General features: G+C 65.1%; 14 protein-coding genes. 8 read left to right on the top strand and 6 right to left on the bottom strand.

Annotation, left to right across the window (positions count from 1 at the left end):
• The first annotated feature begins 37 nt into the window (after positions 1 to 37).
• The 6 genes from I6F16_RS10615 to I6F16_RS10590 all read left to right on the top strand — a co-directional run bounded on the left by I6F16_RS10615 (position 38) and on the right by I6F16_RS10590 (position 6,623).
• Positions 38 to 967 carry a histone deacetylase family protein gene (locus tag I6F16_RS10615; protein ID WP_036004131.1) on the top strand — a complete coding sequence of 310 codons (930 nt, stop codon included), beginning with the start codon at positions 38 to 40 and terminating at the stop codon, positions 965 to 967.
• Between the two features lie 73 nt (positions 968 to 1,040).
• Positions 1,041 to 1,292: an exodeoxyribonuclease VII small subunit gene (locus I6F16_RS10610; protein ID WP_008132970.1), complete on the top strand. Its 252-nt coding sequence runs from the start codon at positions 1,041 to 1,043 to the stop codon at positions 1,290 to 1,292.
• A gap of 627 nt (positions 1,293 to 1,919) precedes the next feature.
• The gene (dxs, locus tag I6F16_RS10605; protein ID WP_225112641.1) at positions 1,920 to 3,848 is read left to right on the top strand and encodes a 1-deoxy-D-xylulose-5-phosphate synthase; all 1,929 of its coding nucleotides are present in this window, start codon (positions 1,920 to 1,922) and stop codon (positions 3,846 to 3,848) included.
• A 218-nt stretch (positions 3,849 to 4,066) separates the two neighbouring features.
• Entirely contained in the window at positions 4,067 to 4,621 is a 555-nt protein-coding gene (locus I6F16_RS10600; RefSeq protein ID WP_225112640.1) for a nucleoside 2-deoxyribosyltransferase, read from the top strand.
• 27 nt (positions 4,622 to 4,648) lie between these two features.
• Positions 4,649 to 5,383: a TlyA family RNA methyltransferase gene (locus I6F16_RS10595; RefSeq protein WP_128263630.1), complete on the top strand. Its 735-nt coding sequence runs from the start codon at positions 4,649 to 4,651 to the stop codon at positions 5,381 to 5,383.
• Complete coding sequence (locus tag I6F16_RS10590; protein WP_225173670.1) at positions 5,376 to 6,623, top strand: methyltransferase; 1,248 nt, start codon at positions 5,376 to 5,378, stop codon at positions 6,621 to 6,623. The genes I6F16_RS10595 and I6F16_RS10590 overlap by 8 nt, the downstream gene beginning before the upstream one ends.
• 6 nt (positions 6,624 to 6,629) lie before the next feature.
• Here I6F16_RS10590 and I6F16_RS10585 read toward each other — a convergent pair whose 3' ends face one another.
• The 5 genes from I6F16_RS10585 to I6F16_RS10565 are packed head-to-tail and all read right to left on the bottom strand — an operon-like array spanning position 6,630 to position 11,563.
• Positions 6,630 to 7,481, bottom strand: a complete 852-nt coding sequence (locus I6F16_RS10585; RefSeq protein ID WP_225112638.1) for an ABC transporter permease — start codon at positions 7,479 to 7,481, stop codon at positions 6,630 to 6,632.
• 2 nt (positions 7,482 to 7,483) lie between these two features.
• On the bottom strand, positions 7,484 to 8,332 hold the full coding sequence (locus I6F16_RS10580) for an ABC transporter ATP-binding protein (protein ID WP_081493724.1): 849 nt from the start codon (positions 8,330 to 8,332) through the stop codon (positions 7,484 to 7,486).
• The gene (locus tag I6F16_RS10575) at positions 8,329 to 9,375 is read right to left on the bottom strand and encodes an ABC transporter substrate-binding protein (RefSeq protein ID WP_225112637.1); all 1,047 of its coding nucleotides are present in this window, start codon (positions 9,373 to 9,375) and stop codon (positions 8,329 to 8,331) included. The genes I6F16_RS10580 and I6F16_RS10575 overlap by 4 nt, the downstream gene beginning before the upstream one ends.
• Positions 9,376 to 9,416: 41 nt before the next feature.
• A complete protein-coding gene (locus tag I6F16_RS10570; protein WP_225112636.1) occupies positions 9,417 to 10,631 on the bottom strand; it encodes a CaiB/BaiF CoA-transferase family protein in 1,215 nt (404 codons plus the stop codon).
• Positions 10,628 to 11,563: a hydroxymethylglutaryl-CoA lyase gene (locus I6F16_RS10565; protein ID WP_225112635.1), complete on the bottom strand. Its 936-nt coding sequence runs from the start codon at positions 11,561 to 11,563 to the stop codon at positions 10,628 to 10,630. The genes I6F16_RS10570 and I6F16_RS10565 overlap by 4 nt, the downstream gene beginning before the upstream one ends.
• On the opposite strand from I6F16_RS10565, the gene I6F16_RS10560 reads away from it, so the two are divergent.
• Both I6F16_RS10560 and I6F16_RS10555 read left to right on the top strand, forming a co-directional pair.
• On the top strand, positions 11,540 to 12,562 hold the full coding sequence (locus I6F16_RS10560) for a GntR family transcriptional regulator (RefSeq protein WP_225173669.1): 1,023 nt from the start codon (positions 11,540 to 11,542) through the stop codon (positions 12,560 to 12,562). The genes I6F16_RS10565 and I6F16_RS10560 overlap by 24 nt on opposite strands.
• 84 nt (positions 12,563 to 12,646) lie before the next feature.
• Positions 12,647 to 13,726, top strand: coding sequence for a Tat pathway signal protein (locus I6F16_RS10555; RefSeq protein WP_225112634.1), 1,080 nt, complete (start codon positions 12,647 to 12,649; stop codon positions 13,724 to 13,726).
• Here the strand turns inward: I6F16_RS10555 and I6F16_RS10550 are convergent.
• Entirely contained in the window at positions 13,723 to 14,322 is a 600-nt protein-coding gene (locus I6F16_RS10550; RefSeq protein WP_109144619.1) for a hypothetical protein, read from the bottom strand. The genes I6F16_RS10555 and I6F16_RS10550 overlap by 4 nt on opposite strands.
• Positions 14,323 to 14,329 lie beyond the last annotated feature (7 nt).

The following is a 14,329-nucleotide window of genomic DNA, read 5'->3' as shown; positions in this document are numbered from 1 at the left end:
ACGACGGCAAAAGCCCGTTTTCCGTGAGGCCGACCTGATGAGCACGCTTCTCCTTTCCCACAAGGCCTGCCTCGACCATGTCACGCCGCCGGGACACCCTGAGAGGCCGGATCGCCTGCGCGCGGTGGAGGAAGCGTTGTCGCATGAGCGCTTCCAGTTCCTGGCGCGCGAGGAGGCGCCTGAGGGCGATCTCGATCTCGTCACGCTCTGCCACAACGAGCATTACGTCACCGAGCTGCGCCACATCGCGCCCACCAGCGGTCAGGTCTACATCGACGGCGACACCTCGATGTCCCCCGGCACGTGGGAGGCGGTGATGCGCGGCGTCGGCGGCGCGGTTGCGGCGACCGAAGCGGTGATGGCCGGCGAGCATCGCAACGCCTTCGTCGCGGTCCGCCCGCCCGGACATCACGCCGAGATCGGCAAGCCGATGGGCTTCTGCTTCTTCGACAACGTCGCGATCGCCGCGCGCCACGCCCAGCGCAAATACGGCATCAAGCGCGCGGCCATCGTCGACTTCGACGTGCATCACGGCAACGGCACGCAGGACATCTTCTGGTCGGACCCGACCGTGATGTACTGCTCGACGCACCAGATGCCGCTGTTTCCGGGCACCGGCGCCAAAAGCGAGCGCGGCGATCACGACACCATCGTCAATGCGCCGCTCGCCTCCGAGGACGGCGGCCCGGAATTCCGCGTCGCGTTCGAGAATCTGATCCTGCCGCAGCTCGAGAAATTCAGCCCGGAGCTCTTGATCATCTCGGCCGGCTTCGACGCGCATTATCGCGATCCCCTGGCTTCGCTCAACCTGCGCGCGGAGGACTATGCCTGGGTGACGCGCAAGCTGATGGACCTCGCCGACAAGACCGCCGGCGGCCGCGTTGTTTCGGTGCTCGAGGGCGGCTATGACCTGCAGGGACTGAAAGAATCTGTTACGGCGCATGTCGGCGCCCTGATGGGCGCTTGACCCACCCGCCACATTACGCCCGTAAAACTCTGCTTTCTCAAAGGTGAAGCGAATCGGGCAATCGGAAACGGATATGGCCGAAAACACTCAAGTCGACGTCTCCAGGCTCACCTTCGAGCGCGCGATCGAGGAACTCGAAACGATCGTGAAGCGGCTCGAGGACGGCAAGGTGCCGCTCGAGGAATCCGTGACGATCTACGAGCGCGGCGAGGCCCTGAAGCGGCGCTGCGAGGAATTGTTGCGCCAGGCCGAGGCGCGCGTCGACAAGATCACCACCGATGCCAGCGGCCAGGCCACCGGCACGGCCCCGCTCGACGTCCAGTAATAAGAGTGCTCTCCCGCTCAGTCTTCTGCCCCCGCAGGGCGGCGCAAGACCGCGACGCAGGTCCGCGTAGAATGTGTTCGCGGTAAGCGTGGCCGCTGCGTCCTTATCGCAGTGCGCAGCTCCCGGCCGGCATGCGGTTCCCTGGCGGTGGATACGCCCCTGCCTTCGAATCGGGTCGTTGAGAGCTAGAAAAGCCCATACTCGGGCCAAAAAGCCTGCCAAGAACCGAGCAAGGCCGGAACCCCTTACCCCGCACCGAGGTTAACCACTTCTGGTCCGCGAGTTGCACCTGCATACCCCTAATCGGCCCAGCGGGTTGGCTTTGGCCTAAGCTTTGGTGTAAAGCTGCGCGGAGTGTGGCTTTTTGTAAGCCTTGCGTGGGCACCGATTACCGACGACAAGCGCTTCAAACTGCTAATGAAATTGGCTTGGGACGGACGAAGCCGATCTAAGTGACAGGGATCACAGAGACTGAACCGGAGCACACTTAAGCTTACCTAAGCTTGAAGGCGGGGCCTTGCCCCGTGCAGGTGGCTCCGACGGTTATAGGACTCGCGCTGCGCCGATATTGTGCAAACCCATCGCGCACCGGAATGACCTTCCGGTGCTGACAAATTGGAAATCGCCGTGAACGCATACAGTAAGACGCCGCTTCTCGACACCATCCGGACGCCGGAAGATCTGCGCAAGCTCAAGGTCGAGCAGGTTCGCCAGGTTGCCGACGAGCTGCGGCAGGAGACCATCGATGCCGTCTCGGTGACCGGCGGTCACTTCGGCGCGGGCCTCGGCGTGGTCGAGCTCACCACCGCGATCCATTACGTCTTCGATACGCCGCGCGACCGGCTGATCTGGGACGTCGGCCACCAGGCCTATCCGCACAAGATCCTCACCGGCCGGCGCGACCGCATCCGCACGCTGCGCACCGGCGGCGGCCTGTCCGGCTTCACCAAGCGCAGCGAGAGCGACTACGATCCGTTCGGCGCGGCGCATTCCTCGACCTCGATCTCCGCCGGCCTCGGCATGGCCGTGGCGCGCGACCTCTCCGGCGGCAAGAACAACGTTATCGCCGTGATCGGTGACGGCGCGATGTCGGCCGGCATGGCGTATGAGGCCATGAACAATGCGGGTGCGATGAACTCGCGCCTGATCGTCATTCTCAACGACAACGACATGTCGATCGCGCCGCCGGTCGGCGCCATGAGCGCCTATCTGTCGCGCCTCTATTCCGGCAAGACCTATCGCACGCTGCGCGATGCGGCCAAGCAGATCAACAAGCGCCTGCCAAAGATCCTCGCCAACCGCGCCAATCGCGTCGAGGAATATTCCCGCGGCTTCATGATGGACGGCGGCACGCTGTTCGAGGAGCTCGGCTTCTACTATGTCGGCCCGATCGACGGCCACAACCTCGACCATCTCCTGCCCGTGCTGAAGAACGTCCGCGACATGGAGACCGGTCCGATCCTGGTCCACGTCGTGACGCAGAAGGGCAAGGGCTACGGCCCGGCGGAAGCCTCCGCCGACAAGTATCACGCCGTCGTCAAGTTCGACGTCGCGACCGGCACGCAGGCCAAGGCCAAGCCGAACGCGCCGGCTTATCAGAACGTGTTCGGCCAGAGCCTCGTCAAGGAAGCCCAGAAGGACGACAAGATCGTCGCCATCACCGCGGCGATGCCCTCGGGCACCGGCGTCGACATCTTCAACAAGGCCTTCCCCGACCGCACCTTCGACGTCGGCATCGCCGAGCAGCACGCGGTGACCTTTGCCGCGGGCCTTGCGACCGAAGGCTACAAGCCGTTCTGCGCGATCTACTCGACCTTCCTGCAGCGCGGCTACGACCAGATCGTCCACGACGTCGCGATCCAGAGCCTGCCCGTCCGCTTCGCCATCGATCGCGCCGGCCTCGTCGGCGCCGACGGTGCGACCCATGCCGGCTCGTTCGACAACGCCTATCTCGGCTGCCTGCCTAACATGGTGATCATGGCGGCGGCGGATGAAGCCGAGCTGGTGCACATGGTGGCGACCCAGGTTGCGATCGACGACCGTCCGAGCTCGCTGCGCTATCCGCGCGGCGAAGGCCGCGGCATCGAGATGCCCGAGGTCGGCATTCCGCTCGAGATCGGCAAGGGTCGCATGATCCGCCAGGGCAGCAAGATCGCCCTGCTCTCCTTCGGCACCCGCCTCGCCGAATGCGAGAAGGCGGCCGACGAGCTCGCCGCCCACGGCCTGTCGACCACGATCGCCGATGCGCGCTTCATGAAGCCGCTCGACACCGAGCTGGTGCTCAAGCTCGCGCGCGACCACGAGATCCTGATCACGATCGAGGAAGGCTCGATCGGCGGTTTCGGCTCGCATGTCGCGCAGTTCCTGACCGACCAGGGCGTGCTCGACAGCGGCATGGTCAAGTTCCGCTCGATGGTGCTGCCCGACGTGTTTCAGGATCACGACACCCCGGCCGCCATGTACGCCCGCGCCGGCCTCGACGCCAAGGGCATCGTGGCCAAGGTGTTCGAGGCGCTCGGCAAGGATGTGAAGACTGAGACGGTCAAGCTGGCTTGATTGTCGCGGCAGACGCTGAACCCCACCTCTCCCGTAGGGAGAGGTCGGATTGCTCCTGGCGATGCGAAGCATCGTCCAGTGCAATCCGGGTGAGGGGCTCAGATCCCACGTGAGAACGTAACCCCTCACCCGCGCCTTTGGCGCGACCTCTCCCCTTGGGAGAGGTTTTGCACCGCCAACGTCGCGGCAACTCCGATGCCTTCTCAATCGGTCGTGCGATGAAAATCTATCTGGCAGGCCCCGACGTGTTCCTGCCGGATGCCGTCGAGATCGGCCGGCGCAAGGTCGAAATCTGCGCCGCGCACGGGCTTACCGGGCTCTACCCCCTCGACAACGCGATCGACCTCACCGCGCGCGACGCTTCGCGGCAGATTTTCTGCGGCAACGAGGCGATGATGGACGCGGCCGATGCCATCATCGCCAACCTCACGCCGTTCCGCGGCGCCGGCGCCGATCCCGGCACCGTCTACGAGCTCGGCTACATGGCCGGCCGCCGCAAATTCTGCCTGGCTTATTCCAACGATGGCGCCGCCTATGCCGACCGCCTCAGTCGCTTCATGGACGTCGTGTCCGAGGATGGTCGGCTGGTCGATGCCCAGGGGCTGGCGGTCGAAGATTTCGGCCTCGTCGACAACCTCATGATGATCCATGCGCTGGAGCTGCACGGCTGCCCGCTGGTGACGCCGGCCACTATGCCGACCGACGTCTGGCACGATCTCACCGCGTTCGAGACTTGCGTCCGGATGGCGGCCGCGCGATTGATCGCTACATAAGCTTTTTAGTCGTCCGTCGGAGATCCGATGCCCCCTGCCCGCAAGCGCGCGGATGTATTGCTGGTCGAGCGCGGCCTGTTCGAGAGCCGGGCGCGGGCCCGCGCGGCGATCGAGGCCGGCCTCGTCACGGCCGACGACAAGCAGGTCGCAAAGCCGTCGGAGACGATTGCCGAGGACGCGGTGATCCAGGCCGAGCCGGCGCACCCTTACGTCTCCCGCGGCGGCGTCAAGCTCGCCGGGGCGCTGGAGCGGTACCCGATCGAGATCGAGGACCATGTCTGCCTCGACGTCGGCGCCTCCACCGGCGGCTTCACCGAGGTGCTGCTGGCGAACGGCGCGAGCCTGGTGTTCGCCATCGATGTCGGCACAAGCCAGCTGCATCCCTCGCTGCGCGATCATCCCAAGATCGTGTCGATGGAGGAGACCGACATCCGCAGCTATGAGGGCAAGCGCCTGCCGGCGCGGCCCGATGTCGTCGTCATCGACGTCAGCTTCATCTCGCTGAAATCAGTGCTGCCGGTAGCTCTGTCGCTGGCAGCCGCACCGATGAGCCTGCTGGCGCTGATCAAGCCGCAATTCGAGGCTGACAGGAAGCACAACAAGAAGGGCATCATCCGCGATGCCGCCGTGCACCGGGAGATCTGCGACGACATCGCAGCCTTCGCGGCTTCGCTCGGCTGCACCGAGATCGACATATTCCCCTCGCCGATCACGGGCGGCGACGGCAACATCGAATTCTTCCTGGGCGCGCGCCGTGGTTGAGCGCATCACGATCGATCATGTCGGCCATCGCGGCGACGGCGTCTGCCTCGACGCCGGCGAAGCAATCTATGTGCCCTATACGCTCGGCGGCGAGACCGTCGAGGTCGATCACGTCGTGGGCCATCATCCCGACCGCCGCAAGCTGCTGGCGGTGGAGGTCGCAAGCCCGGAACGCGTCGAACCATTCTGTCCGCATTTCGGCGTGTGTGGCGGCTGCGCGATCCAGCATTGGGCGAACGAGCCGTATCGGGCCTGGAAGCGCAACATGGTGATCGAAACGCTGGCGCAGGCCGGCATCGATTGCGAGGTGGCGCCGCTGGTCGACGCCCACGGCGCCGGGCGTCGACGCATCACGCTGCACGGCCGGTTCGGCACGCACGATATCCTCAAGGTCGGCTTTTCGGCTGCGAGCTCGCACGACGTCATCCCGATCCATCGTTGTCCGATCCTCGATCCCGCGCTCGAGGGCGCACTCGATGCCGCCTGGGCACTTGCCGAGCCGCTGACGTCCAAGATGCCGGTGACCAAGCCATTGGACATCCAGGTCACCGCGACCGCCAACGGGCTCGATGTCGACGTGCGCGGCTCGGGCCCGCTGCCGACGGCGCTGGTCACGGCGCTGTCGCGAGTCGCCGAACAGCACCGTCTGGCGCGGCTGACCCGGCATGGCGAGCTGGTGCTGCAACGCCTGCGGCCGACGGTGAGGATGGGCCGCGCCGAGGTGACGCTGCCGCCGGGCTCGTTCCTGCAGGCGACGGTGGCGGGCGAAGAGACGCTTGCGGCACTCGTCGCAGAGCGCATCGGCAAGGCCAAGGAGGTGCTCGACCTCTTCTGCGGCGTCGGTCCGTTTGCGCTCAGGCTCGCGGAGAAGGCGCGCGTTGCAGCCTATGACAGCGACGCCGGCGCCGTCGCGGCGCTGGCGAAAGCTGCGCGAACACCTGGCCTGAAGCCGATCAAATGCGAGCCCCGCGATCTGTTCCGCCGCCCGCTGATGCCGCAGGAGCTGCGGGACTTCGACGCCGTGGTATTCGACCCGCCGCGCCAGGGCGCGCAGGCGCAGGCTCTGAAGCTTGCGGCGAGCAAGGTGCCGGTCGTGATCGCCGTGTCCTGCAACGCCGCGACCTTTGCCCGCGACGCACGGCTCTTGATCGACGGCGGCTATCGGCTGGAGTCCGTGGTACCGGTCGACCAGTTCCGCCACACGCCGCATGTCGAGCTGGTGGCGCGGTTCAGCCGCTGACGCGGGCTACGCCGAAGCCTCGAATTGCGGCTGCCATCGCAAGAGGTAGGACTGCAGCGAACGCACCGCGATCGCCAGCAGGATGCCGACGAACATCATGACGAAGATGGCCACCATCATCTCGCTGGCATTGGCCCGCGCCTCGGCTTCGATGATGAGCTTGCCGAGACCGCGTTCGGCACCGATGAACTCGCCGATAATGACGCCGATCAGCGCGAAAGAAACGGCCGGCAGGAGCGAGGCAAACACCCAGGCGAGCGCGGACGGGATCACGACCGTGCGCAGCACCGTGAATTCGCTGGCGCCGAGCAGGCGGGCGGCAGCGATCTGGTCACGGTCGACCGCACGCGTTCCTTCGAAGGTATTGAAGAACACCACGAAGAACACGACGAGCCAGGCGGTTGCGATCTTGGAGAGGTCACCGAGGCCAAAAATCAGGATGACGAGCGGGACCAGCGCAATGCGCGGTATGGAGTTGAGCGCCACGATGTAGGGGCTGAACACGCGAGAGAGGAAATCGGAACGGCCGAGCACCAGGCCGGCCGCGATCCCGCTCGCCGAGCCGAACAGAAAGCCCCACCAGGTGTTCTTCAACGTGACGAGTGTGGCAAGCCATAGATTGTTGTCGCTGCCCTTGATGCAGGCGGTAAAGCCGGTCGCGTCTGCGAAGCAGCCAAGCCGCAAGAAACTCTGCCAGATCAGCGACGGCTTGGCGACGAAATAGGGATCGAGGATTTTCGGCACGTAGGCCTTCGGCAGCAACGTCTTGCTCCATTCGAAGCCCCACTGCCAGACGACGAGAACGACTGCGAGAATGGCCAATTGCCAGAACAGGATGACGGTGCGGCTGTTGGACATGATCAGTCGGCCCTGGTGCGGCGGAATTCTTCGCCGAGGGAATGCCAGATGTGGGAATAGAGCCGGGCGAACTCGGCCGTCTCACGCACGGCCACGGGATCGCGCGGACGCGGAATGGCGACGTCGAAGTCTTCCTTGAGACGCCCGGGGCGCGCCGAGAGCAGAATGATGCGGCTCGCCAGCGTCAAGGCTTCGCCGAGATCGTGAGTCACAAACAGAACGGTCTGCCGCTCGCGTTCCCAGATCTCCAGCAGCGTCTTGTGCATCTCGAGCTTGGTGTGGGTGTCGAGCGCACCGAACGGCTCGTCCATCAGCAGGATCTCCGGCTCCAGGATCAGCGTGCGCATCAAGGCGACACGCTGGCGCATGCCGCCGGACAGCATGCGCGGGAAGCTCTGCGCAAAGCCTGCAAGGCCGGCCTTCTCGACGGCCGTGGCAACGCGCCCGGTGCGCTCGCTCTTTGGCACTCCCGCGATCTCCAGCCCATAGCCGATGTTCTGCTCCACGGTCCGCCACGGAAACAGCGTATCGCGCTGGAAGACGTAGCCGACCCTGGGGTTGACCTCGCCGGTCTCGACCGTGTCCCCGTCAATCAGGATGCGTCCGCCGGAGCGCGGCAACAGCCCCGCGACCATGTTCAGAATGGTGCTTTTGCCGCAGCCGGATGGACCGAGCAGCGCGACGAACTCGCCCTGCTTGACCTCGAAGGAAACGTCATCCACCGCCACGAACTCGCGGCCGGACGCGTTGAAGCGTTTGGACAGCCCCTGCACGGCAATGCGCGTGCGCGCAACGGCTGCTCGATCCTGATCGCGCGCGAGCGCGAGGCCTTGGCTTGGCGCGGCGATCATTTGTATTTCGCCCTGGCCGCCTGAAGGAAGCTCATGTCGACCGCATCCTCGTACCTGGTTTCGGGAATATCGGTTCCTTTGCGGTACCAGGGCTTGGCGCCGCGTTCGAACGACGCCTTGTCAATGACGCCGTCATAGGCCCAGGTCGACTTGTCGAAGCCGAGCTCGGCGCTGACCGCATCGGGATCTATCCCTGAAAAATACTTCGGCGTGACCAGCGCCTGCACCTCCGCGAGCGGCGCCGCCTTCACAAAAGCCATCGCCCGGTAGATCGCGTTGACGTAGGCCTGCACCATCGCCTTGTCCTGCTGGACCGTGTCCTGGAGCGTGTAGATCACCAGCACGGGCAACGTCCCGCCGAAATCCTTCTCGAACACGCCAGGCTTCGACGTGTCGTAGATCGTCCGGCCAAAACCCTTCTTCTCGACCTCGACGATCCAGCTCGGCGGCGCCACGATGGCGTCGAACTGCTTGGTCTGCAGCGATGGGAACATCGTGTTGGGCCCGCCGCCCGCAACCCAGTTCACCTTGTTGCCGAGCCCACGCGCTTCGAACACATAGGTGCCGTACACCCAGGTGCCTGACCCGATGGCGGTCGCGGCAACGATCGGCTTGGCGCCGTCGGGGCGCTTGTAATCCGCGAGCTTCTCGATCGAATTGATGCCGCTCTCGTAGAGGTCCTGCCGGACCACGATGTTGGCGTAGGAGCATACCATCTCGGTCGCGAGCAGCATCCTGCAGGGCTTGCCGCGCGCACCGAGCTGGAGCGGATGGCTGGCATCGCCGTGCGCGAACAGCGCCTGCCCCGCCGCCAATGTCTGCCGGCCGAACGTACCGGCATTGCCGGTAACGAGCTTGGAGTCGAGCCCTTCGTCCTTGAAGTATCCCTTCAGCTCCGCGATCATGCCGACGGCGTAAACCGGCGACACCGGCCCGAAAGCGAGCGAGACCTGCTTGGCCTCCGCACGCAATGGCCCCGGCAGCAGTGACGCGCCGGCCCATGCAGACCCCGCGAACAGCGCCTGGCGTCTCGAAATGCTCATGTGATCCTCCTCCCTTGGTTCTTGTTCAATCGCGCGGTCCGTCAGGACGGCGGGACCTTGATTGTCCCTGCTTGTCGCAGCTGTTCGATCTCATCCGGCGACATCCCGATCTCGCGCAGGATCTCGCCGCTGTGCTCGCCGATACCGGGTGGATCGTAGCGGTTGGACAGCCGCTTTCCGTCCATGGCAATCGGCAACAGCGGTGTCTTGACCTCATTACCGTCAGGCAAACTGATGTCGGTCAGGCCGCCGGATTGGTTGAGATGCGGATCATCGAAGAGATCGCCGGGCTTGTTCACCGGTGCGTAGGGCAGATCGAGCTGCTCGAGCCGCGCGGCGAGATCGGCCTTGTCCCATTGCTTGAAGATATTTGCGATTTCCGGGATCAACCAGCCGCGATGATCGACCCGGTCATTGCTGGTGGCAAAGCGTGGATCGGAGAGCCAGGCTTCGCGATCGAAGGCGCGGCAGAACGCTTCCCATTGCTCTTCACCGACGATGGTGACGAACAGTTTCGAACCATCCCTGGTGTCGAAGAGGTCGTAGACGGGCCACGGGCTGTCCTTGATCGAATAGGGGATCGATGGCTGCCCGCTGACCACCTCGCACATCATCGCCTGGGCCATCAGGAACACGTTGTTCTCATACAGCGCACTCTGGATGTAGCGGCCCCGGCCGGTACGCTGCCGCTCGGCGAGCGCGGCCTGGATCGCGATCACACCGAACATGCCGCCCATGACGTCATTGACCGAGGCGCCGGCGCGCATCGGCCTGTCGGGCAAACCGGTCATGTAGGCGAGGCCGCCCATCATCTGCACGACTTCGTCGAGCGCCAGGCGGTTCTCGTAAGGACCAGGCAGATAGCCCTTGAGCGAGCAATAGATCAGGCGCGGTACGAAAGCCGCGACGCTCTCGTAGTCGAGACCAATCCGCTTCAACAGGCCCGGCCGGAAGTTCTCGATCAGCACGTCGCTGTGCTCGAGCAGTCTGCGTGCGATGTCCTGGCCCTGCGCTGTCGACGTGTCCAGAGCAATGCTGCGCTTGTTGCGGCTGTAGGTCGCAAAGAAGCCGGCGGCAGGTCCCTTGAAGGCGCGGGTACGGTCACCCTTGGGCGGCTCGACCTTGATCACGTCGGCACCGAGATCGGCCAGGATCAAGCCGCAGCTCGGCCCCATCACCATCTGACTGAACTCGATGACCCGAAGGCCTGCCAACGGACGAAGCTCAGATCCCGTCTCACGCACAGCCATGGTCATGCCGCGCTCCGCAGGAGCTTGGGAATTCCGGCCTCGTGCAGATGCCCGGTCAGATGGTCTGCGGGGATGTGGCGGGCGAGAATCTCGCGGGTCTGCATCAGGCGGTCGAGGTCGATGCCGGTGGAGAGCCCCATGCGCTCCAGCATGAACACCAGATCCTCGGTGACGATGTTGCCGCGTGCGCCCGGAGCGAAGGGACAGCCGCCGAGGCCGGATACGGCGGCATCGAAACGGCGGATGCCCGCTTCGAGGCCGGCGACGGCATTGGCCACGCCGGCGCCGAGCGTATCGTGCAAATGCAGCCGCAACGTCATTTGCGACCCGAGCTCGCGCTGCACCGCCCCGACGATCTGGCGGATCGATTTCGGCGTCGCATAACCGACCGTATCGGCAAGCCCGATCTCGTCGGCACGCGCTTCGGCAAAAGCGCGCGCAACCCGGCACACCGCCGCTTCGCTCACCTCCCCTTCCAGCGAGCAGCCGAAGGAGGTGGAGATCGCCCCCATCAATCGCGGCCGCTGCCCCAACGGCAGGGCGTCAATCGCAGCGCGGACTGCGCGAAATCCCTCGACCTGCTCGTCGACCGAGCGGCGCACGTTCGCGCGGTTGTGCGTCTCGCTGGCCGAGATGACGAAATAGACGGCATCGACGCCCGCGCCGATGGCGCGCTCGGCGCCCTTCGGGTTCGGCACCAGCGCGCCGATGAGAGTCGATTTGTGCATGAGCGCATGCGCCATCACCGCATCAACGTCGGCGAATTGCGGCACGACCTTCGGCGGGACGAACGACCCGGCATCGATCTCGCGTATGCCCGCGGCGGCGATCATGTCGATCAACGCGCATTTGGCCTCGGTCGGAACGAAGATGTCCAGGTTCTGAAGACCATCGCGGAGCGCGACCTCGCAAATGTGGACATCGGGCTCGCGGGCCATGTGGGTCTCCCTGGGGACGATTGTATATTGTTGCATAAAAGAACAATCTATGAGACAGTCTGTCAAGCCCTAAAACTTGCGTGCACTGCAATGAGCGCCACCGACAGTTCCCGACCGCGCAGCGACAAGAACGGTTCCGAGCGGGCCGAGCAGCTCGCCGGCCTGATCATGGCGCTAGCCCGCCGCGAAGGCATGAAGGCCGGAGACCGCTTGGTCGAACAAAGGCTTGCGGATGCGCTGGATCTTTCACGCGCGCCGATCCGGCTCGGCCTGAAGGCCCTGGAAGCGGCGGGGCTGGCGCGCGGCGAGCCGCATCGCGGCTTCGTGCTGGCGAAGAATCCGACCAGCGGCGCCGCCCAACCGGCGCTCGCGGCCGTCAGGCGCGGCGAGCAGGTTTATACGGCCATCGCAGGGGACGTGCTCGCGAGCCGACTCCCAGCCGACGTCACGGAGGCGGAGCTCTTGCGCCGCTATGATCTGAGCCGCGCGGAGTTGCAGCGGCTGCTGGACCGTATCGCCGCCGAGGGCTGGATCGCACGCCTGCCCGGCTATGGCTGGCGTTTCGCGGAGACGGTCTCGAGCCCCGAAGCGCAGGCGCAGGCCAAGGCGTTTCGCGCGGTGATCGAGCCGGCGGCGATCGCACAGCCCGGCTTTGCACTGCCCCAGGAGGTGATCACACGCCTGCGTGAGCGCCAACAGCGGGTCTTCGACGGCGAAATCGAGAAGATGACGATTGGCGAGATCTTTCACTCCGGCTGCGAATTCCACGAGGAGATCATCCGCGGAACAGGCAATCCATTCTTCCTCGAAGCGCTCAAGCGTGTGAACTCGATCAGGCGCCTGTTCGCCTATCGCAGCTTCGCCGATCGTGACGGCATGAGGCGGCACGTGCGCGAGCATCTGCGCCTGCTCGACGTTCTGGAAGCGCGGCGCTACAGCGAAGCCGCCGACCTGATGGCCCGGCACCTGCAGCGTCCGCTGGTCGCCGGCGTATCGTGATCCTGCCGACCTTGATTCCGGTCAATCTTCTCGGCGCCGCCTGGCGCTAAGAATGCCTCATCATGGGGTGTGGAGCGGAAGTCCGTGGCCAACCGGCGACAATTCATCACGACCGCGCTCGGGCTTTCTGCGGCAGCGATCGGCAGCCCTTCCGCCGCGCTGGCGGCGATGACCTATGACGAGGCCATCAACGCGTCACGGGCTCCGCTGCGAGCAGCGCCCAGGGATCGCGAGCTCGTCCGGTTTGCGACGCTTGCGGCCAACAGCCACAACACCCAGCCGTGGATCTTCGCCGTCCGCGGCAATGTCATCACGATTGCGCCTGACGTCGCGCGGCGCTGTCCGGCCCTCGATCCCGACGATCATCATCTCTTCGTCAGTCTCGGCTGTGCCGCCGAAAACCTCATCCTCGCCGCGGCCACGCTGGGCTGGCGCGCCGATCCGGTCGTCGACGGCGATCGCATCGTGATCACGCTCGACGAGGCCGCTCCTGCCGCATCGGCCCTGGCCGATGCAATTCCCGTCAGGCAATGCACCCGCGCGGCCTTCGCCGGCAAGCCTGCCGCGCCCGAGATCCTGCGCCAGCTCGAGAATGCCTGCCGGCAACCTGGCGTCGCTGCGATCCTGATCACCGAGCGTGCCGGGATGGCTGAGGTCACCGACTATGTGCTCGAAGGCAATTCGGCGCAGATGCGCGACAAGGCCTTCATGCGCGAGCTCGTCGACTGGATCCGCTTCAACGAGGCAGAGGCGGTCGCGACCATGGACGGGTTGTTCGCGCCCGCATCGGGAAATCCTGCGCTGCCGTCCTGGATAGCCCGGCCGCTTCTGAAGCTGTTCTTCACCGAAAGCGGAGAAAACAAGAAATATCGCGAGCAGCTCGACAGCTCGGCCGGTGTCGTCGTGCTTGCTGCCGATCGCAGCGACACCTCGCACTGGATCGCGGTCGGCCGCGCCTGCCAGCGCTTCGGCTTGCAGGCGACCGCACTGGGACTGAAATATTCCTTCGTCAACCAGCCGGTCGAGGTCGCAGCACTGAGGCAGCAATTCGCGACCCGGCTCGGCCTCGGCGAACGACGCCCCGACATCGTGATGCGCTTCGGCACCGGCCCAAGCCTGCCGCAATCGCTGCGGCGTCCGCCGGAGCTGGTGATGCGACCCTAGCGCCGAAGGCCGCTCAGCGCCGGCGATTCGCCGGGCAGCATGTTCGATCTGATGTCGCTGTCCATGCGGCCCGAGTCCTGCTGGGCGTAGCCGACACCGAACGACAGGCTGAGATTTGAGGTCGGCTTGAATTCGACACCCGCAAACCCGCCATAACCGGGCCCGGCGCTGGAGGTGAGCGGCGCCAATGAGCTGCCGATGCCGTTGCCGTATTTCAGCGTGTCGAAGCCGGCAAAGAAGGTGACGGGCATGCCGCCGGCGGTCTTCATCTGATAGCCAAATTGCGTGCTGTCATAAGAGAGCGCGCTGAAATTGCCGAGCGAGCCCGCCTGGTTGAAGCCGCTCAATCCGAGATTTCCGCGTTCGCGACCGATGACGAAGCCGTTCGCAGAGCTCGTACGCCAATCGGCCTCTCCGGCGTTGAAGCCCGCAAAGTTGCCATAGCTGTCGGAGCTCAGGCCGGCAGCGCCGCCAAGGCCGAAAGGCCCGCCGGGAATCCAATATCGCAGCGGCGCCACTTGCGCGTGAACCGGCGCTCCGCCGAGGCAGAACACGGCGAGAGCTGCAAGAGCGCATGAGCGTGCAAGGTCGAACATTCTGGCT

The organism is Bradyrhizobium sp. IC4060 (genome assembly GCF_020193715.1).
In the GTDB taxonomy this organism is placed as follows: Bacteria; Pseudomonadota; Alphaproteobacteria; order Rhizobiales; family Xanthobacteraceae; genus Bradyrhizobium; species Bradyrhizobium yuanmingense.
Note: the sequence above shows the minus strand (reverse complement) of the source record. Positions and strands in the feature narration are given on the sequence as shown.